Source organism: Ohtaekwangia kribbensis, assembly GCF_042676245.1.
Lineage (GTDB): Bacteria > Bacteroidota > Bacteroidia > Cytophagales > Cyclobacteriaceae > Ohtaekwangia > Ohtaekwangia kribbensis.
In genome coordinates this window covers 959,079-978,019 of sequence record NZ_JBHTKA010000001.1, presented here as the reverse complement: position 1 = coordinate 978,019, position 18,941 = coordinate 959,079, and the positions used below count along the sequence as shown (strand labels likewise).

General features: G+C 44.8%; 16 protein-coding genes. 6 read left to right on the top strand and 10 right to left on the bottom strand.

Going from position 1 to position 18,941, the window contains the following annotated elements; genetic code table 11:
- Positions 1 to 150 precede the first annotated feature (150 nt).
- Entirely contained in the window at positions 151 to 1,389 is a 1,239-nt protein-coding gene (locus ACFQ21_RS03845; RefSeq protein WP_377575095.1) for a metallophosphoesterase, read from the top strand.
- Positions 1,390 to 1,441: 52 nt separating this feature from the next.
- On the opposite strand, the gene ACFQ21_RS03840 is transcribed toward ACFQ21_RS03845, so the two are convergent.
- The 5 genes from ACFQ21_RS03840 to ACFQ21_RS03820 form a co-directional block, all read right to left on the bottom strand.
- Entirely contained in the window at positions 1,442 to 2,074 is a 633-nt protein-coding gene (locus tag ACFQ21_RS03840) for an NAD(P)-binding domain-containing protein (protein WP_377575092.1), read from the bottom strand.
- Between the two features lie 50 nt (positions 2,075 to 2,124).
- Entirely contained in the window at positions 2,125 to 3,633 is a 1,509-nt protein-coding gene (locus ACFQ21_RS03835) for a gluconokinase (RefSeq protein WP_377575089.1), read from the bottom strand.
- 131 nt (positions 3,634 to 3,764) lie between these two features.
- Positions 3,765 to 4,220 (bottom strand): DoxX family protein, encoded by a 456-nt coding sequence (locus ACFQ21_RS03830; protein ID WP_377575086.1) that lies wholly within the window; start codon positions 4,218 to 4,220, stop codon positions 3,765 to 3,767.
- Between the two features lie 70 nt (positions 4,221 to 4,290).
- Positions 4,291 to 4,662, bottom strand: coding sequence for a hypothetical protein (locus tag ACFQ21_RS03825; RefSeq protein WP_377575083.1), 372 nt, complete (start codon positions 4,660 to 4,662; stop codon positions 4,291 to 4,293).
- Positions 4,663 to 4,770: 108 nt separating this feature from the next.
- Positions 4,771 to 5,097: an RNA recognition motif domain-containing protein gene (locus tag ACFQ21_RS03820; protein ID WP_377575081.1), complete on the bottom strand. Its 327-nt coding sequence runs from the start codon at positions 5,095 to 5,097 to the stop codon at positions 4,771 to 4,773.
- A gap of 448 nt (positions 5,098 to 5,545) precedes the next feature.
- On the opposite strand from ACFQ21_RS03820, the gene ACFQ21_RS03815 reads away from it, so the two are divergent.
- Positions 5,546 to 8,110, top strand: coding sequence for a family 20 glycosylhydrolase (locus ACFQ21_RS03815; RefSeq protein ID WP_377575078.1), 2,565 nt, complete (start codon positions 5,546 to 5,548; stop codon positions 8,108 to 8,110).
- A gap of 4 nt (positions 8,111 to 8,114) precedes the next feature.
- The gene (locus ACFQ21_RS03810) at positions 8,115 to 9,314 is read left to right on the top strand and encodes a DUF5009 domain-containing protein (RefSeq protein ID WP_377575076.1); all 1,200 of its coding nucleotides are present in this window, start codon (positions 8,115 to 8,117) and stop codon (positions 9,312 to 9,314) included.
- 6 nt (positions 9,315 to 9,320) lie between these two features.
- Here ACFQ21_RS03810 and ACFQ21_RS03805 read toward each other — a convergent pair whose 3' ends face one another.
- The 3 genes from ACFQ21_RS03805 to ACFQ21_RS03795 form a co-directional block, all read right to left on the bottom strand.
- Complete coding sequence (locus ACFQ21_RS03805) at positions 9,321 to 11,669, bottom strand: ABC transporter permease (RefSeq protein ID WP_377575073.1); 2,349 nt, start codon at positions 11,667 to 11,669, stop codon at positions 9,321 to 9,323.
- 148 nt (positions 11,670 to 11,817) lie between these two features.
- Positions 11,818 to 12,042 (bottom strand): DUF6576 domain-containing protein, encoded by a 225-nt coding sequence (locus ACFQ21_RS03800; RefSeq protein ID WP_377575070.1) that lies wholly within the window; start codon positions 12,040 to 12,042, stop codon positions 11,818 to 11,820.
- A 68-nt stretch (positions 12,043 to 12,110) separates the two neighbouring features.
- Positions 12,111 to 12,836 carry a head GIN domain-containing protein gene (locus ACFQ21_RS03795; RefSeq protein WP_377575067.1) on the bottom strand — a complete coding sequence of 242 codons (726 nt, stop codon included), beginning with the start codon at positions 12,834 to 12,836 and terminating at the stop codon, positions 12,111 to 12,113.
- A gap of 357 nt (positions 12,837 to 13,193) precedes the next feature.
- Between ACFQ21_RS03795 and ACFQ21_RS03790 the strand changes: the two genes are divergently transcribed.
- Positions 13,194 to 14,096, top strand: coding sequence for an SAM hydrolase/SAM-dependent halogenase family protein (locus ACFQ21_RS03790; protein ID WP_377575064.1), 903 nt, complete (start codon positions 13,194 to 13,196; stop codon positions 14,094 to 14,096).
- A 59-nt stretch (positions 14,097 to 14,155) separates the two neighbouring features.
- Here ACFQ21_RS03790 and ACFQ21_RS03785 read toward each other — a convergent pair whose 3' ends face one another.
- Both ACFQ21_RS03785 and ACFQ21_RS03780 read right to left on the bottom strand, forming a co-directional pair.
- A complete protein-coding gene (locus tag ACFQ21_RS03785; protein ID WP_377575061.1) occupies positions 14,156 to 15,157 on the bottom strand; it encodes an SMP-30/gluconolactonase/LRE family protein in 1,002 nt (333 codons plus the stop codon).
- Positions 15,158 to 15,205: 48 nt separating this feature from the next.
- A complete protein-coding gene (locus tag ACFQ21_RS03780) occupies positions 15,206 to 16,354 on the bottom strand; it encodes a hypothetical protein (protein WP_377575058.1) in 1,149 nt (382 codons plus the stop codon).
- Positions 16,355 to 16,561: 207 nt separating this feature from the next.
- Between ACFQ21_RS03780 and ACFQ21_RS03775 the strand changes: the two genes are divergently transcribed.
- Both ACFQ21_RS03775 and ACFQ21_RS03770 read left to right on the top strand, forming a co-directional pair.
- Positions 16,562 to 18,010, top strand: coding sequence for a lipopolysaccharide biosynthesis protein (locus ACFQ21_RS03775; RefSeq protein WP_377575055.1), 1,449 nt, complete (start codon positions 16,562 to 16,564; stop codon positions 18,008 to 18,010).
- Between the two features lie 30 nt (positions 18,011 to 18,040).
- Positions 18,041 to 18,934 (top strand): FkbM family methyltransferase, encoded by an 894-nt coding sequence (locus ACFQ21_RS03770; RefSeq protein WP_377575052.1) that lies wholly within the window; start codon positions 18,041 to 18,043, stop codon positions 18,932 to 18,934.
- The last annotated feature ends 7 nt before the right edge of the window (positions 18,935 to 18,941 follow it).

Here is an 18,941-nt window from a genome sequence, read left to right as displayed (position 1 = left end):
GGGGAGGCTTAATCGTTAACTGCATAGGTAACAGGTTTGGTTTGATTTTTCAGGATGCAGTTAACGATTAACTTTCTGTAAGCGCAGAAACTAAATTTAAGCGAAAGTCGTCTTTACACAGGGACGACTTTTTCTTTTATGAAACCTCGTATGATGACTTTGATTTTCTTCACGTTACTTTTCCTGGTAATAGATTATTATGTTTTTCAGGCTGTAAAAACGGTTAGTGATGATTGGACTCCGCTCTGGAAAACGATAGCCCGCACAGCATTCTGGGTTCCGACTGTATTGAGCTTTGCTGCGCTTTTTTGGTGGACGTTTGGTGATCCGTATGGTGTAAGTGCTACCACCCGAAACTGGATTATTACCGGACTCATCGCTACTTACTTCTCAAAAGTATTTGCTGTAGTCTTTTTGTTCATTGACGATCTTTACCGCGGCCTCAAATGGGCGGTAAGCTTCTTCTATAAAGGGCCTTCCGGAGATTTACCAGGCGAAGGAATTACTCGTTCTGAATTCTTATCGAAGACAGCATTGGTGGCTGCCGCTATACCTTTCGGTACGATGGTATACGGGATCGTGTCGGGTGCACACGATTATCGCGTCAGAAGAAAGACTATATACTTGCCGAATCTGCCCAAGGCTTTTGATGGTATAAAGATCGGTCAGCTTTCGGATATACATTCCGGAAGTTTCTTTAACAAGGTTGCCGTGAAAGGTGGTGTGGAGATGATGCTGCAGGAAAAACCGGATGTGCTGTTTTTTACAGGAGACCTGGTGAACAACGAATCGTCCGAAGTAAAAGACTATATCGACATCTTCAACAAGCTGAAAGCACCGTTCGGTATATATTCTGTTACAGGTAATCATGATTATGGTGATTATCATCAATGGGCTTCACACGCAGCCAAGCAAAAGAACTTTAAAGACCTGATCGAAGCACATCGCCTGATGGGATTCAACCTGCTGATGAATCAACATCATTTCCTGGAAACAGCAGGAGAGAAGATTGCCGTGATTGGTATAGAGAACTGGGGCGAACGCAAGTTTTCAAAGTACGGTAAACTTGATAAAGCCTATGCAGGCACAGAAGAAGCGCCTGTAAAGCTTTTGCTTTCACATGACCCTAGTCACTGGGACTCGCAGGTACGTCCGCTATACCCGGATATAGATGTAGCCTTTGCGGGACATACGCATGGCTTTCAATTTGGTGTTGAGATCGGAAATATAAAATGGAGTCCGTCACAATACGCATACAAGCAGTGGGCCGGATTGTACCAGGAGGGTTCTCAATATCTGTATGTAAATCGCGGATTTGGTTATCTCGGGTATCCGGGACGCATCGGTATGCCTCCTGAACTTACCATCATCGAGCTCAAGCGTGGATAATGCACGCTACAGGGTTGGTATATATACTCTGAATGTTCCAATCGAGATATAGCTATATATTCAGAAAGTGCGCGATCTTTCCGGTGTCTAGTGTAAAGTCATCGCTGCGATGCGCGCTTAGTCCTTCCTGCAGGCTGGTAATGGTGCCGGCTTGCACGGCTTTCGCAACCATACCAACATAATGCCCTGAGCCGCTGCGACCACAATATAAACAGGCATCCGCACCGGCGATATCTTGCAAAACAGGTTCACAGTAGTTTAGCGCGAAACGATTTCCGCCAATAACAAAACGCGGTTGAAAGGATGCATCGTGACCGTTGTATAAAATGCTGCAATCCAGGTAATCGATCTGGTAACCTTGCAACTCGCGGCCTCTGCGAATAGTATCTTTGTAGAAGGAGTCACTGCTGTCAATAACAATATCACTTACAGAAAGATAGTCTTTCAGGATGATGAGGATCTGATCAAGCAGTTCGCCTGCCGGAATGGTAATCCATACAACACGTTTGGAAACTATACTTTCTGAAAATGTCTTCAACGATGAAGCTGTCGCGATGCCCTGCTCCCGGATCGTTTGCAGTGTAACTTCATCGTGGTCATAAACAATTATATCATGACCGCTTGCCTGCAGATCAAGTGCAAGATTCAACGCAGTGCCTTCAAAGCCGATCAACCCGATTTGCATACCTATATATTGAGCGCGAAAGTTAAATCACCATCCGGATAAATAAAACATCAGATCAGTGCAGAAGTCTTCATGTCTGAAAGAACACCCATGTTAAGAAGCAACGTGTTGGTAAGATTACGGAATAGCGGAAAGACACTTTCCTTATATACCCGGTGGTTTTCAATATTGGGAGTAAAGATACGAACACGGTCAGGTTTCAGAGAGCGATAGTCTGCGAGTGAACTGATTTTCCGCAGCGCCATGTAGGCTGCACCAATGGCCGAAGCATCATCCGTGTTTACCAGTCCGATCGGTTTACCAAATATATCGGCCAGTAGTTGTACCCATCGCTCCGAATGTACAAAGCCACCGCTTACGTTAACCTGTTGTATGACCAGTCCGGATTCCTCCAGGCATTGACTGATGTGATAAAGCGACAGCGTGATGCCTTCCAGTACAGCACGTGTAAAGTAAGCTTGTGTATGTTGCGCTGTAATGCCAAAGAATACACCAGAGGTTTCGCTGTTCCACAACGGAGCACGTTCGCCCAATATATAGGGTAAAAAGATCAATCCGTCCGAGCCCGCTTTTATCGAATCAATTTCTCCGATCACTTCATTATATATAGCAGCATCTGCAATATCTTTTTTCAGAAAACTGGACAAGTACCAGCGCAATGCAACCCCTCCGTTATTGATCGGTCCTCCGGAAATAAATGTACTTTCATCCAGCCGGTAATTGAAGGTCATCGCGTCAAAATTGAAAGTAGGATTTGTATTGGCAACGCGTATAGCACCACTGGTACCAATCGTTAAAGCTGCTATACCGGGTTCAACTGCGAAGCTGCCTACATTGGCACAGCAACCATCACTTGCGCCCGCCATAAATGGTATACCAGCGGGGATTCCCGTTGTATCAGCCGCTACTGTCGTCAGTATATTTCGTTGAAAGGTTGTGCTTACCGGTACAGAAAGTTTATCGGCAGTGATGCCGCACAGTTGCAAAGCCGGTTCACTCCATTGCAATTTTTCAATATCAAATAGCCCCGTTGCAGAGGCAATCGAGTGATCAATTTCATGTACTCCGAAAAGCCTGAACCAGATATACTCTTTAATGGATATATACTTGACTGCTCTGGCATACAGGTCGGGATCATTTTCACGCAGCCAGATAATCTTGCACAAAGGCGACATAGCATGAACAGGCGTACCGGTTTGCCGGTATATCAATTCGCCTGCAGGGGAGTTCTTGATACGATCAGCAACGGAAGCACTCCGGTTGTCTGCCCAGGTGATCATGTTCATCAACGGATTGCCTGCCGCATCTACCGGTATAAAACTGTGCATGGCCGAGCTCAGTGAAATACCATGTGGAGTATGCTGAAGTGTTTTTATCGAACGAAGAATACATTTCAGAAAGGCCTGCCATATAATTTCAGGAGCCTGCTCGCTATAGCCGGGGTGGGGTGATAGTGTAGGGTAGGCAACCTGTTCAGTATGTATAGCCTTACCGTTGTAATCAACGGCTACTGCTTTTGTACTTCCCGTTCCGATGTCAATGCCAAGAATATATTGCATGGTGAAATCAAAACTCCAAAGTACAAATTCCTATTGAGTAATGCCGGGTTAATGCCGGTATAGAAGGGGATACAATAAAAAGGCATCCGTTGGTAAATCGGATGCCTTCGGTTTAGGTTAGGAGAATGCTTTTACTGATGCTCAGTAATGTGCATTTCTCGTCTTCGCCTGGCATCAATGGAGTAACGCCCTGCTCCAAACACCATGAACATGATTAAACCAACCAATACGACAACGGAAAGCCAGAGTTCCATGTGCTGGCCTATTGATAGAAATCCCTTGGGAGCATTTACCATGAATACAGCTCCAATCAATATGGGTACTTGAATAAAACATACTATACGTGTAAATACTCCAAAAGCAATCAGCGGTCCTCCGCAGATGTGTGCAAATACAACATAGTGTGCGAGCACTGCGCCTGCGAAATACACGTTGACCCCCGAGGTTGTCATCTCAAGTTCATGCATATGCGTAATAAAGTACAAGCCTTTATAGGTGATAAATATTCCCAGCGCGATTCGAAGAATATCCAGAAAACCGGGGCGGTGACTGTTACCCCATTTTTCTACATCGGTGATAACACTCATAATCTTTATATCGTTAATCTATACAAAGTTTACGAAAATGCTTTGGCAAAACCAAGTAGATTCGAACAATTCATAACCCCGCGTGGGCTGTGGGCTGTCGCTCATTCCAGATGCGAAGAAACCAGTAGATAATAAAAGGTATAGTACCGAAGAAGATAAAAATCAATATCCAGATGATCTTCTCGCTTTGATCGATTGTTTTGTTCAAGGCTGCATGCACTATATAAAGTATGTGTAATGCAAAAGATATAAAGGAAAGTATAAGGACGGGAACGATGAAGGAAAGTATACCGGCTATAATTACGGTTTCAGAAGGTTCGTGATGTTCGCTTGTCTCAATGGTCTCCATTACGAAATGGAATATCTGGTAGAATATATAGGGAACCATTACGAGCGGCAATAGCGTAAAGATGAGCAGCGCTATCTTTTGAGGTTTACTCATATTCATATCTATAGGGGTTGGTAGTATAGTTACGAAAGTGAATATAAAAAAAACTGCCCGGTTATTTACCGGGCAGCCTTCCGAGTCTTTTGTGGGTATTTCTCCGAATTAATAATCGTTGTTATTATTTCTGCGGTTGAAACCACCGCCACCACCGCTTCTGTAGCCACCACCGCCAGAGCGAGGTGCGTCAGATTTAGGTCTAGCTTCGTTTACTACAAGGGTTTTACCCAAGAAGTTGAATCCGTTAAGGCTTGTGATAGCTTGACGGCCCGCTGCTTCATCCGCCATTTCGATAAAACCGAAACCGCGACTGCGTTGCGTTACTTTGTCCATGATAATCTTGGCTGAAGAAACTTCGCCATACTCTTCGAATAATCCCTTCAATTCCTGCTCGGATGCCTTAAAAGGGATGTTGGCAACGTAAATGTTCATTGTTTAAAAGATAAATGAGAAAAATTAATTTTTGAAAACTGACAGACTTCGACTGAACTACTTCTGAGGGCGGCCTCAGTAAAGAATGACAATTAACAAGTGCAAAATAGAAATATTTTTTGATTTTCCAGCAATTCTTTGTTTTCTATCGATTTCTGATTAAAAATTGGCCCTTTTAGCAGGAAGAACGGGCATAGCCGGGTAAAATAATTTACAACTGCCTCGTACTATAGGTACACTTATGAAGCTTGCGTGTTACGACATTCATGTACCCGTAACTTCAAATGTTACAAAGGTTGGTAACAACCCAGGTATATACTTTTCGTCAGTGTGCCCGGTGTGTCTAAATATATTTTCAAGTGTGCGCGGTGTGCTTCGAATTATTCATGCTAGTCATTTCAATTCATCCTATATTCACCACAAAACCAATTAAGATCGTAGCCCATTAATGAGAACACTTCTTCTTACTGCGCTTGTACTCTTTTCTTTTTTAGTACAGTCGCAACCTAAAACCATTGACGCTGCTAAAATCAAAGTACAATGGGAGGTAATCGAAAACAGTCATCAGAATAAATCACAGTTTCTGTCTGCTTTTACATTTACCAATACTGGTAAAGAAGATATACCGGCTGTCGGTTGGACACTATATTTCAATTTTGTACGTGCCGTAGATCCGACATCCGTTACGGGGGGTGTGATGATTGAACGGGTAAATGGCGATTTCTTCAAGCTATATCCCAAGCCTGACTTCAAAGGTATAAAAGCAGGCGCATCACTGCGTGTTGAATTTGTCTCCAGCGACTGGGTGGTAAATTTTACCGATGCCCCGGCCGGTATATATATAGTTTGGGCCCATGCACCTGAAAAAGGTGTAGTGATCACCGACTACACCATTAAACCATCCACGGAGCCGAAACAATATTTGCGTTTTCCCGGAGACAAGATTGGACTGATAACACCAGCCGCACTGTATGATCAGAATAAAAATACATTGCCGGTAGCGGCTGATAAACTTGTTAAAATATTTCCAACACCCGTGTCCTATCGGGAAGAGCGTGGTTTCTTTGCGTTGTCTAAAGATATAGTCATCGTAGCGGATGCCGCTTTCCGGAACGAAGCCGAAATACTTGGAAGCGACTTGTTTACGATATTCAAAACGAAACCGCCTATTGTAACGACCGAGGGAAGCGCAAAGAAGATGATTCAACTGGTCAAAAATAGTTTGCCGGAAGAAGCGTATGAATTACACGTTACCGCAGAGAAGATAACCATTGCTGCGTCTTCCGGGGTCGGGGTATTTTATGGCATCCAATCGTTGAAGTCACTGTTGCCGGTGCAGTCGTGGTCGAAATCCCAGTCGACAGTAGCCATACCGTTGGTAACGGTGGAAGATGCTCCGCGCTTTTCGCACCGTGCTTTCTTTCTGGATGTATCGCGTAATTTCCAGCGCAAGGAACAGATTCTTAAAACGCTGAACCTGATGGCTCTCTATAAACTTAATGTCTTTCATCTCCATCTGAACGATGATGAAGGCTGGCGACTGGAAATTCCTGCGTTGCCGGAGTTGACTGAGATCGGTTCGAAGCGTGGCCATTCGTTAACCGGCAGTACACATTTGCCGCCATCGTATGGCTCCGGACCAGATGTAAACAATCCCTATGGCACGGGATATTATTCCAAAGCTGACTATATCGAGATCTTAAAGTATGCAACAGCGCGACACATTCGTGTGATACCCGAGATCGAAACTCCGGGACACGCGCGTGCTGCTGTTAAATCCATGGCTGCCCGTTATGAACGCCTGCTCAAACAAGGTAAGAAAGAAGAAGCAGAGAAATATTTACTCCACGATCCGGAAGACCAATCGCAATACCGTTCTGTGCAGGGATGGAACGATAATGTGATCAACGTTGCGTTGCCTTCGGCCTATACATTTCTGGAAACCGTTGTAGACGAAATCACCGCGATGTATAAACAAGCCGGAGCTCCTTTAAATACGATACACTTTGGTGGGGATGAAGTACCGGCAGGTGTATGGGAAAAATCTCCGCTATGTAAAAAGCTGATAGACGAAAATGCATCAGTTAACAACGTAGATGACCTCTGGTATTATTTCTATGGAAAGATAAATACCATGCTGCAGAAAAAAGGATTGACCATGTACGGATGGGAAGAGATATCCATGCGTAAAACAAAACTGGATGGTAACAATACATATATACCCAATCCTGATTTTGTAAAAGACCGTTTCCAGGTTGATGTATGGAACAACGTGCTCGGCTGGGGTGCAGAAGACCTGGCCTACCAGCTGGCCAACGCAGGCTATAAAGTAGTACTGTCATGCGTAAGTAATTTTTACTTTGACATGGCATACCATAAAGCATTTGATGAACCCGGATATTACTGGGGCGCATTTATAGATGTAGACAAACCTTACTATTTCATTCCCTACGATTACTTTAAGAATGCAAAAGAAGACAAGTACGGTAACGCGCTGAATAAATCAATTTTCATAGGCAAAGAACGACTCACGGATTACGGCCGATCCAATATAGTCGGTATACAAGGTTTGTTATGGAGCGAGACCGTGCAAGGGGCCGAGCGCATGGAGTATATGATACTGCCTAAATTTCTGGGACTGGCTGAACGTGCATGGGCGAAAGATCCGGCATGGGGCACCGAGAAAGATGCCGCGCAAAGTGATAAGCTATACCAGCAGGCATGGTCTGAATTTATAGCCACCGCCGGATGGCGCGAGTTGCCGCGACTTGATTACTATGCAGGTGGTTTCCAATATAGAATTCCTTCACCGGGTGCCGTTGTACAAGATGGCAAGGTGCAGGTAAATATGCAGTATCCCGGCTTCACCATTCGCTATACTACGGATGGTAAAGAGCCTTCGTTGAAGAGTCCGGTATATACTTCACCCATCGCAGTAAAAGGTACAATTAAGCTGAAGGCCTTTAACCAGAAAGGCAGGGCAGGGAAGACATCGGTAGTGACAAACCCGTAACAGCATGGCTATACACAACGCACTGACTACACAACGCATTCTGTCGATCGATGCGTTGCGCGGGATAACGATACTCGTCATGATCTTCGTGAATGAACTGGCCGGTGTACAAGGTATACCGATCTGGATGAAACACATGCCCGCAGATGCTGATGCCATGACTTTCGTGGATATGGTGTTTCCCGCCTTTCTATTCATCGTAGGTATGTCTATACCTTTTGCCATCAACAACCGGTTGTCCAAAGGTGATAACATGTGGCAGTTGCAGCTTCACATACTGGTGCGAACAATCGGACTGCTGGTGCTCGGTGTATTTATGGTAAATGCCGAGGGAGGTTACAACGAACAGGCTATGGGCATGCCGATAGCATTGTGGTCGCTGCTCTTCTATGCTGGTGTTATACTGGTGTGGAATGTATATACCTTTCAGTCGAACGTTTTGCGCTGGGTGCTGCGCGGTATCGGCTTGGTACTTGTGGTTGTGCTGGCATATTTATACCGTGGAGGCGAAGACGGCTCGCAGACCATGACACCGCAGTGGTGGGGCATTCTCGGGCTGATCGGGTGGGCTTACCTGATCACGTGTATTATATATCAATTGGCCGGAGGTAGATTGCTGCTCGTACTATCAGGACTCGCGGTAAGTATAGTATTCTACATTGTTGGTAAATCGGATGCTACCGAAAGTTCTCCGGTAGCCGCGTGGATGAGCGGACAGACCGGTCATGCCATTCATACTGCTATAGCACTTTGCGGTGTTATGGTGTCACTGTTCTTCTTCGATCAAAAGAAGAAACAGGAGACCCGGGTCCGGTTTATACTGGCTTTTGTTTTTGCAGGTATATTGTTTGGCGTAGGGTATATTCTGCGTCCGTATTATACTATATCCAAGATCTACGCAACACCCACGTGGGCGTTATACAGTGCTGCCGTATGCACCTTGCTCTTTGCATTTTTATACGGGCTTATTGATCTGCGCAAAGTAAGCGGCTGGACGAGCTTCTTTAAGCCGGCTGCGTCCAATCCGTTGCTAACCTATATTATTCCCTATATAGTATATGCGCTGATGCACTTGCTGCACATACACTGGCCCGAGCAGTTCTACCAGGGAATAACGGGTATTATCTGGTCGGCAGTATATGCTGTTATCGTGATGGTAATTGTGGTCGGGTTGAACAGGCTCAAGATACGACTTCAGCTATAGCACCGGTCACTCGTACCGCAGCGAATCTACCGGGTTGGCACGTACTGCCTGTAGTATTTTTAATGACGTGATCAGTACAGAGAAAAGTACAATGATTACGACAGGCAGCAGTACAAACCAGAATGTAAGATCGATGCGGTACGCAAAACGATCCAGCCACCCCGTTGCAGCATAGACAGACAACGCTATACCCGCGCACGCACCGGCTATAGTCAACGCTATAAATTCTTTTGAAAGTAAACGGATCAGTGAACCGGCACCAGCGCCCATCACTTTTCGCAGGCCTATTTCTTTCGTGCGTATCTCCACCGAGTATGCAGCTATACCAAATAAACCCAAGCCCGTGATAATGATGGTGAGTACAGAGAAGTATATAAACAAAGCGAGTAATATTTCCTCGTTTTCGTACTGCCGGTTGAACGATTCATCGAGGAAGAGATATTCGAAAGGTGAGTCTGGTAATACTTTAGACCATGTGGCTTTTACCTCGTCTAGTTTACCAGGCAACATGCGTATATAAAGATACCCACCCGGAGAAGCCGGTTCGCAGAGTACGATGAGCGGGTCAATGGAATTGTGCATGGATCTGAAGTGAAAATCTTTCAACACCCCAATAATGGTAACGGCTTTCCTCCCGGAGAAAGTAAACATCTCAATCTTTTGTCCAATAGCATTCTTCCAACCGGTTTCCCTGATAAAAGCTTCGTTTACCAGTACAAGTTCTCCATGGCGCGGTGCGGCAAAATCATCGAACGGTTTTCCTTCGATTAATTTCATTTGCATCGTGGAGATATAGCCGGCATCGGCCAGTATACTTTGCGGCATCATTTCATGTTCTTTACCCGTTTCTTTATACCAGATGTTTGTCGTTCCGGTTATACCACCGGGTAAAGATTGCAGGTCGCCCGTGGTGATGGTTGTTGCCAGGTTATGGTTGATCAATTCACGTGTAAGAAAACCCATGTTGACCTGGGCAGCGGAGTCGCCCGGGTTCTGAACAACAAGAACCTGGTCTTCGTTAAAGCCAAGGTTCGTATGCTGCATATAGTTCATTTGTCGTACTACAACCGCGAGGCAGATCAGCAATGCAGTGCTGAACATGAACTGTACACCGATGAAGAACTTTCGTACATGACTACCTTTTGTTACCGGACCAATCTCTCCCTTTAGCACCTTTACAGGTTTAAATGATGACAGTATCCAGGCAGGATAAAGCGAAGCAATCACCGAAACAAGAATGAGCAGGAGTAATGCGCAAAAGACTATAACGATATCACGCTCCAGCGTAAAGTTGATCGTCTTCCCCGTTATACCATGAAAGATATGATAGAATACTTTTAGGAACAGGAACGCAACTATACCGGCCATCAATGCCGCGAGTAAGGATTCTCCCAGAAATTGTTTAACAAGCTGAAACGGCCGCGCACCAATGGCTTTTCGTATACCAACTTCCTTGGCGCGTTCCAGCGAACGTACCGTGGTAAGGTTGATGAAATTAAAAATAGCAACGGTAGCGAGTATAACAGCGATCAGTATAAATATATAGATGTTGTTGAGATTCCCTTTTGCATTGTCCATTTGAATGCCTTGTGTGAAGTGAAGATCCGGCAAGGCCTGCACTTCAAACGTAGCGCCCATCGGCTTCCAGTCTTTTTCAGTAGCCTTGTTCAGCATCGTGGTAAACTCCTTTACATCGGTTGGCTTGCGTAGCAGAATATAGGTATCGAACTTGAAGAATTTGTTGGCACTTTCTTCAGTCGGAAAGTTACCATTGATGAGACCGTTGATCCGTTTATCGGAGTTCTCCGGAACGTCCTTCATAATGCCCGTAACTTCGTAAGACTTGCCTCGAATGTCGATCGTTTTTCCAATGGCATCGCCCCGGTAATATTTAGCGGCTAATGTTTCTGAAAGTACAATGCTGTTGGATTTTGCAAAAACTGTTTCCGGATTACCCGCAACCAACGGATAGGTAAACACTTTGAAAACGGAAGGATCACTGAAATATATACCTTCTTCTTTTATCGATTCGTGGTTGATATATAGCCTGTCGCGCAGATCATCAAAGCGAACATACTCTTCTACCTGCGGAAATGTACGCTTCAAAAACGGACCTATACTTTGATCGGTGATGCGAACGCGGTTTGTATTGGGCGGATCAACAAAAGTTGTAGTAACGCGGTAGATGCGATCGGCTTTATCGTGAAAGCGGTCAAACGTCAATTCATCAAATACAAAATACAGGATAAACACACAACTTGCCAGGCTAATGCCGAGTCCACCGATGTTGATGAACGTAAACATTTTCGACCGCGCCAGGTTGCGCAGTGCAACGGTGATATAGTTTTGAAGCATAGGGGTGAGGATGTAATGCAAGGTAACGTAATCTTTTTGTAACGGTTACGCAAACATTATGGGGTATACTCACATGATGATGTAGGCAGGGTATAGATATACCAGAGCCGATTCCGAAGACTATATTTCCTGTAATGTTGCAGAGAGGCTATTTCTTCCCCGATAATTCATCGAGGCGTTTTCGTTCGTAGTCGGTAAGACTGTCTATTCCGTGGCGGTTTATCTTGTCGAGGAGATTGTCGAGTTCTTCCAGGCGTTTATTGCGGGCTGCGTTGTAACGGTCTTCTTTTGTTTCGAGATTTCTGCCTGTAAAACTGTTGCGAAACAAATATACCAGAATGGCTACAATGATGAGCGTTCCGAAGATTCCCATAGACAGAAAATTGTCCTGTCAAGATAAGAAATGATTGATTTCGAATCTTAACAGGACCTTTGATTTTTTTAGTAGGCTCTTTCTACTACACCCGAACCGTATATTTTCTTAACGGCTGTTTTGGTGTTGCCTTTATGTTTTACAGTACCGCTGCCAAGAATAACAGCATCAATGTTGTTGGCTACATTCAGCTCACAGGCTCCACTTCCGCTTACGGTAGCTTTGGCTGTCTCAAGCGGGCAGTTAAATCCTTTCAGTGAACCGGTACCGCTTACCAATGCATCGATCGAAGTAGCGTAGCCTTTCAGGATCAGCGTTCCGGAGCCACTAACTCCGGCTTTTACCGTATTGCCTTTGATATCAACATCCATGGTGCCATTTCCATTTACGGCCAGGTTAATATAGTCTGCTGCAATTGAGTTTTCAGAGACAATCTTGCCGCCACCGTTTACCTGCAGGTCGTTCAGGTTTTTTACACTCACATATACCTTCATGGTCGGGTTCAGCTTGATGTCATCGATCTTTGCCCACAGGCTTTTGTTCGGATTGTCAGGCTTGCGTTCCATGTTGATCATCAGTACTCCGTTCTCTACTTTTATTTCAGTAAGGGAGTAAATCTCGGTCAGGGCTTCTACTGTAACTTCCTGTTTGTTGGTTTGCTTCAGGTATACAGTGTAGGCGGAGTTAACATAGATTCCTTTAAAATCAGGGAGTTCGAGAGTCTTCTTGGTAGTCTGTGCAAAGGCACCAGAAACAAAAAGGGCAAGCGCGCAAAGGACGAATGCTTTTTTCATTTGTTGAATAGGTTGATTTATACGGATCAAGTAACGATTGGACAGGTAAATTATAAAATCATCCTGACGATTAAAAGGTACGTTGATCGGTAGAAATGATGTTACCCCTTACGAAGTTGTCCTAAAACTTACTTCTGTTTCCGGAAAATGGCCTTCATGATGAGTATAAAAGCAATTCCCCCAATGCACATGAGGAGCAGTACGGTGGGGGTTATTTGATTGACAGCGTGCATTTTTTTACGTGTTTAGGTGTGTATGTGGTCAGGTGTTTAGGTTGGGTAAAGTTACGGAAAGAATGGGTGGGGGCGTAAATCTGTTTGGGGTTTTATATATTGTTGGTATAAATGATGATTGGATATGGCTTCGTATAGACTGCTGTTTGTTTTGTTTGTTATGATTTGTTCGGTGACGGCTATAGGACAGCCGCGGGCGCTTGTGTTTCAGTCGGATTTCGGATTGAAGGATGGTGCTGTTTCGGAGATGAGGGGTGTTGCGTTTTCAGTTTCACCGGAGCTGCGCATGTTTGATATCACGCACGAAATTCCGGCCTATAACATTTGGGAAGGTGCCTATCGGCTATACCAGGCGGCTCCGTATTGGCCGGCAGGCACGGTGTTCGTTTCGATCATCGATCCGGGGGTCGGTTCAGAACGTAAGTCTGTTGTGCTCAAAACAAAAACAGGGCACTATATTGTTACTCCGGATAACGGAACGCTTACACTCGTAGCAGAGCATTTGGGTATAGAAGAAGTTCGCGAGATTGATGAAGCGAAGAACCGCCTGCGTAATTCAGGTAAATCGTATACCTTCCACGGTCGCGATGTATATGCCTATACGGGAGCGCGACTGGCTTCGGGGGCTATATCTTTCCAGGAGGTCGGTTCTAAACTTAATCCGCAGGTTGTACGCATCGACTATCAGAAACCTGTTGTAGAGAATGGCGTTGTGAAAGGAAATATACCGGTACTCGATATACAGTACGGTAACGTGTGGACGAATATCGATCAATCACTGTTGGACAAACTCGGTATAAAAATAAAAGACAAAATACACGTTACGATTTATCACGAAGGAAAATCAGTGTTTGAAAAAGATATACCCTACGTGAATACATTTGCCGATGTGGCAATAGGGGAGAATATGTCGTACATGAACAGCCTGTTGCAATTTTCGCTGGGTATAAACCAGGGAAGCTTCTCGGAGAAGTATAAAGTTTATAGCGGGGCAGCGTGGAGCATTGCTGTTGCGAAAGCGAAGTGAGATTGCTTTCAATGGAAGTATACCGGCCATGATTGCAATATACCATGGCCGGTATATAGTTAGTCGCGAAGTTTTACACGCAATACATACATGTCGGCTGTGAGGTATAAAGTCTTCTCATCAGCACTTAAAGCACAGTTAGACGTTGCTTCGGGTATTTTGATTTTGCCCAGCACTTTTCCTTGCTGGTTAAAGATCCATACACCACCGGGGCCTGAAGCGAAAATGTTACCCTGTTTGTCTACTTTAAATCCATCGGGTAACCCTCTTTCTTTTTTCGCATCCTCGGTAGCATCATAAAAAATACGGGCATTGGTAACAGAGTCATTCTCTGCGAGATCAAATGCATACCAGATCGCTTTCTTCGAATCAGAGTTAGCCACTATAAATGTTTTTTCTCCCGGCAGAAAAGCTATACCATTGGGGCGTGTGAGTGAATCCACCAGCAACGTAGCCTTTCCATTTGAAGCTTTATATACACCGTTGTGCGGAGCTTCTTTGGCTGGGTCTTCATCACTTTGTGAGGGAAGTCCATAGGGAGGATCGGTAAAGAATACATCTCCGTTGCTGCGAACCACCGCGTCATTCGGACTGCTTAATTTTTTTCCATCAATGTTATCAGCAATGGTAATGAAGTCAGGCTTCGGATCATTTACCGGGGCGTTCATATAGGCAACCCTGCGATCGCCATGCTGACAAAGTACAAGTTTACCATCCGGTGTAAGCGTGAGTCCGTTGGAGCCCATCTCGCCACCGCGCGGCACCGAGCTGGTATATCCGGAAGGCGTCAGGTATACCGACAATCCTTTTTCTTCCGACCATTGATGAATAATATTTTTAGGGACATCCGAGAATATCAGTGTTTTGGTTTCTTCGAGCCATAGCGGGCCTTCACTCCATTCAAAACCTTCTGCAATAATTTCAGGTTTAGCCGATGCAGATATAATAGCATCCAGTGCTGGGTCTATGCGTTCAATTGATCCGATGGTTCTCATCTCATTGTTTTTACATGCCGTTAAAACAGTAAGCAGGGCGAGTGCTGATAGTAGTCTGGGCTTCATGGATTTGTTTAATTAAGTTGCCCAAATTACACAATCCACCCAAACTTGCTAATGGCTTAATACTTCGCGTACAAGCTGGTTAAAGATTTGTTCATTGCGTTCGGCATTCAATTCTTTGGCAGCAACGCCTGCATTGGTCTTAAAGGCCGCTACCTGTTCAGCAGTAAGTGCGTTCAGTTTTTTGGCAAGACTCATAGGGGTAAATTCTTCCGAGACAACACCTATAGTATATTGATTTACAATGGAAGCCATCTCCGGTGTCGGCCCTATAGCAACCCCCAGGCGTGCCTGAATAAAATCAAACAACTTGTTCGGCAATGTATTCTCGTAATTGAAATTTACCGGGGGCAACAGAAAAACACCGATGTCGTACGGCTGAATGGTAGTTACCACTGCGTGACTTTTTACAGGCGGTAATATTTTGATGCGTGGATTTTTAGCAGCGTTCGCTTTCAGGTTTTCGATAAAGGCTTTCGTTTGCCCAGAGGCAAAGTCGGAAGTCATCAGCATCATGTCTAATGTAAAACGTTCATCGAGGTGATCCATCATTTCTACCATCAGCTCCAGCCTGCGCGAAGGATTGGCTATACCGTGATGGATAAGACGAATTGTATCCGGTTTAACCTGTGCAGGTATAACATCGTGATAACGCGTAGCATTGGTAATAATCACCGGCTTAACTCCGAAGTTCTTTTCATATTCGTTTGCCAATCCTTTGCCAACCGTAAGCATACCCGCCACCTGCGGTATATACTTTTTACAAAGGTGAATATAGAACGGCTGAAAGAACGTTTTCCAGATTCGATTATTCTCAAAGTGTCGCGGAGCATACTCGTGTGCATCGAAGATAACTTTTCCATCACCCTTTACCTGGAACGCCAGCGGCAAGGTATCAATATCATTCGCCACAACAAGATCGAAGCGTTTGGACTTCAGTGATTCAAGAAGATACCCGTAATCATGAAAGAGTTTATAAGCCGCATTGTATTGTCGCGTAAGCAGGCTCACAGCCATCAGCGCTTTTCGAAACGGAGTAAGCTTGGTCTGTTTAACCCGGATAAACGTTACACCCTCCGTATCTTCAGCATCAAAACATACCACGGTAACGCGATGCTCCTTCCGTAAAAAATTAACCTGCCGCGTTACCCGCGCATCATGCTTGAGGTTGCTGAAAACCAGAACAAGAATATCTTTCATCCGATGAATTTTGTTTCCCGTATACGTTACTGCCACTGATTCACTGATCGTTAACCTGCGACCGTATCAAACCGGTTTGCAAAAATATAATAAATTTGATGCCGGAAGGGATTGGTTTTTACTGCCAGAAGATACGTTTACTCTTGCAAAGTTATTCCCATCTGTTTTTCCGAATACGTCAAAGGGTGCTAACTTGCTGGCTTCGCTATGCGCATTAGTAAAAGTTTTATAAAGAGTTCGCTTATCTATACAGTGGCAGGTATGCTGCCCATGGCCAGTGCTATTATTCTGCTCCCGTTTTACATTGAAAACCTGAGCACGGCCGACTACGGAGCGCTCTCTATTTACCTGGCGTTCTCGCTGTTCATCCAGATACTCACCACGTATAGCTTTGATACTTCGCTTTATATACACTTTCACGAATTTAAACACGACCCGGCAAAACTCTCGTCCTTCATAAGCTCGGCTTTTGTACTCATGCTGATGATCGGGGGCGGAGTAGGATTACTCTCGCTGGTGCTGGGCGATTTAACCTTCAGTAGTTTTTTTACAGATAAAAGTATCTCCTTCTTTCCGTACGGTATACTGGCGGCAGTTACCGGAATTTTTCAGGCACTCTTCAAAGTACACAGTAACCTGTTGCAGAGTCGTGAGAAACCCGAACTGTTTTTCTGGTCGAACCTGATTTCGTTCCTGCTCATTGCCGGGCTTACCGTTATAGGACTTCAGCTATATCCGCACTCGCTGATTGGTCCGATAGGCGGAAGAATGATCGCGGCTGTGCTTGCCGGTATATGGGTGCTCGCGCGAATCTTCTCGGAGTTTGGAGTACACTTTAATTATCCGTTACTGCGATCATCGTTTCAGTTTAATCTCTATGCATTTATTTACCAGTTACAGCAATGGGTTATCAACTACTTCGATCGCTTTATCATGCTCTTCTTTATGCCGTTGAGTGATGTAGGGGTATATGATTTTGGTGTGAAGTGTTTGTCGGTGATTGAATTCATTCTCAACGGACTGCACAGTTCTTTCTATCCGAAAGTTGTTAGCTCCGTAACAGCGCAAAAGGACAAGGGTTCGTCAATCGAGATAAACCGGTATTACCACGGCTTTACTTCAGTGATCATGATTCTTGTCTGCCTGAGTATACTCGCATTCCCCTGGGCAATTGAGACTTTCGTAACCAAGCCCGACTATAAACGCGCGATTGAATATTTACCCTATATATCCCTGGTATTTATTATCCGCCCCATGCGCCTGTTCTTTGCTATACCCTATGGCGTGCTCAAGTATACCAGGCCGCTGCCGATTATATACCTGATCATTTCGGCTGTAAAGATTATTTGCATGGTACTGCTGCTGCGCGATCTTGGTATATATGGCGTTGTGCTGGCATCAATACTGAGTGCCGCGGTAGAAGTATTGCTGCTGCGTTATCAGGCTCGTGAGAAATTTCAGTTTCGCTTTAACCTGTTCAAGATTGTGCTGGCACCGCTGATCCTGTTTTTACTCATCGCGGTGCTGGAGCCGTGGTTGGGAACTACGCAGCCCTATACCATACATGGTATATACCTGGTTTCATGCCTGGTACTTTTATACTGGGTATACCGGCAGGAAGTTAAATTGATAGATCCTCGTAATTTTATTAAATAGAAATTCTGTAAACGACTACGTGCACGCTATATGATACGATCCGGTGTAACTAATTTGTTTCGTTCTCTCAATGCCAACCTGCTATACGGATTGCCCTGGCCGGTAGAGAAAACGCTGAAAGCCGTGCTATATATTTCCGAGAAGTGTTATCGCTCGTGGATGAAACGTCCGCATGAAGAAGAACACGTGCTGGTTACCAACATCGATAAAGATATCACCATGCGGGTAGATATATCCAAAGCGATGGGCGCTGCATTCTACTGGATGGGTTTTCATGAGTTGAACGAATGGCGCTTTCTGAATCGTTACCTGAAACCCGATATGGTATTTGCAGATATAGGGGCGAACCAGGGCGAGTTCAGTTTGTTTGCTGCAAAACGACTGACCAAAGGTCGCGTACTGGCATTTGAACCCGTTGACTTTTTTTACAACTTGCTGCGCGAGAATATAGGACGCAATGATTACCGGAATATAGATACGTTTCACTATGGATTGTCGAATGAAGTAAGACAGCTTCCCATCTATATGGGAGAGACCGGTGCTGGTGAGCACGAAGGGTTAGCTACTATTTTTCAGAGCAACCAACGCGCGCGGTTTATTCAAAATATAGAGTTACGAGTGCTGGATGACCAGGTTCCATTGCTGAATCTGAAGCGTCTTGATTTTATGAAGATCGATGTGGAAGGAGCGGAAATGCTGGTGCTGAAAGGCGCGCAGAAAACAATTCAACGTTTTCGTCCGCACATTATGCTCGAGATCAACCCGGCAACGTATAAGGTAGCGGGCTATACGGTGCCTGATGTAATTGCATTTTTTAAAGCGATGCGCTATACATTGCACGTGATGACCAAGCGAGGCACACTGAAGCCTGTATCATCGATTCCGGATTTTTGCAACGCTATATTTGTTCCTGATCCGGCTTAACTATATA

Bases quoted from the DNA above. Each gene is read 5' to 3' on its own strand.
- ACFQ21_RS03830 (WP_377575086.1), bottom strand. From the start codon at position 4,220: ATGAGTGTTATCACCGATGTAGAAAAATGGGGTAACAGTCACCGCCCC.
- ACFQ21_RS03770 (WP_377575052.1), top strand. From the start codon at position 18,041: ATGATACGATCCGGTGTAACTAATTTGTTTCGTTCTCTCAATGCCAAC.
- ACFQ21_RS03840 (WP_377575092.1), bottom strand. From the start codon at position 2,074: ATGCAAATCGGGTTGATCGGCTTTGAAGGCACTGCGTTGAATCTTGCA.
- ACFQ21_RS03775 (WP_377575055.1), top strand. From the start codon at position 16,562: ATGCGCATTAGTAAAAGTTTTATAAAGAGTTCGCTTATCTATACAGTG.
- ACFQ21_RS03780 (WP_377575058.1), bottom strand. From the start codon at position 16,354: ATGAAAGATATTCTTGTTCTGGTTTTCAGCAACCTCAAGCATGATGCG.
- ACFQ21_RS03785 (WP_377575061.1), bottom strand. From the start codon at position 15,157: ATGAAGCCCAGACTACTATCAGCACTCGCCCTGCTTACTGTTTTAACG.
- ACFQ21_RS03825 (WP_377575083.1), bottom strand. From the start codon at position 4,662: ATGAGTAAACCTCAAAAGATAGCGCTGCTCATCTTTACGCTATTGCCG.
- ACFQ21_RS03800 (WP_377575070.1), bottom strand. From the start codon at position 12,042: ATGGGAATCTTCGGAACGCTCATCATTGTAGCCATTCTGGTATATTTG.
- ACFQ21_RS03810 (WP_377575076.1), top strand. From the start codon at position 8,115: ATGGCTATACACAACGCACTGACTACACAACGCATTCTGTCGATCGAT.
- ACFQ21_RS03820 (WP_377575081.1), bottom strand. From the start codon at position 5,097: ATGAACATTTACGTTGCCAACATCCCTTTTAAGGCATCCGAGCAGGAA.
- ACFQ21_RS03845 (WP_377575095.1), top strand. From the start codon at position 151: ATGATGACTTTGATTTTCTTCACGTTACTTTTCCTGGTAATAGATTAT.
- ACFQ21_RS03790 (WP_377575064.1), top strand. From the start codon at position 13,194: ATGGCTTCGTATAGACTGCTGTTTGTTTTGTTTGTTATGATTTGTTCG.
- ACFQ21_RS03835 (WP_377575089.1), bottom strand. From the start codon at position 3,633: ATGCAATATATTCTTGGCATTGACATCGGAACGGGAAGTACAAAAGCA.
- ACFQ21_RS03795 (WP_377575067.1), bottom strand. From the start codon at position 12,836: ATGAAAAAAGCATTCGTCCTTTGCGCGCTTGCCCTTTTTGTTTCTGGT.
- ACFQ21_RS03815 (WP_377575078.1), top strand. From the start codon at position 5,546: ATGAGAACACTTCTTCTTACTGCGCTTGTACTCTTTTCTTTTTTAGTA.
- ACFQ21_RS03805 (WP_377575073.1), bottom strand. From the start codon at position 11,669: ATGCTTCAAAACTATATCACCGTTGCACTGCGCAACCTGGCGCGGTCG.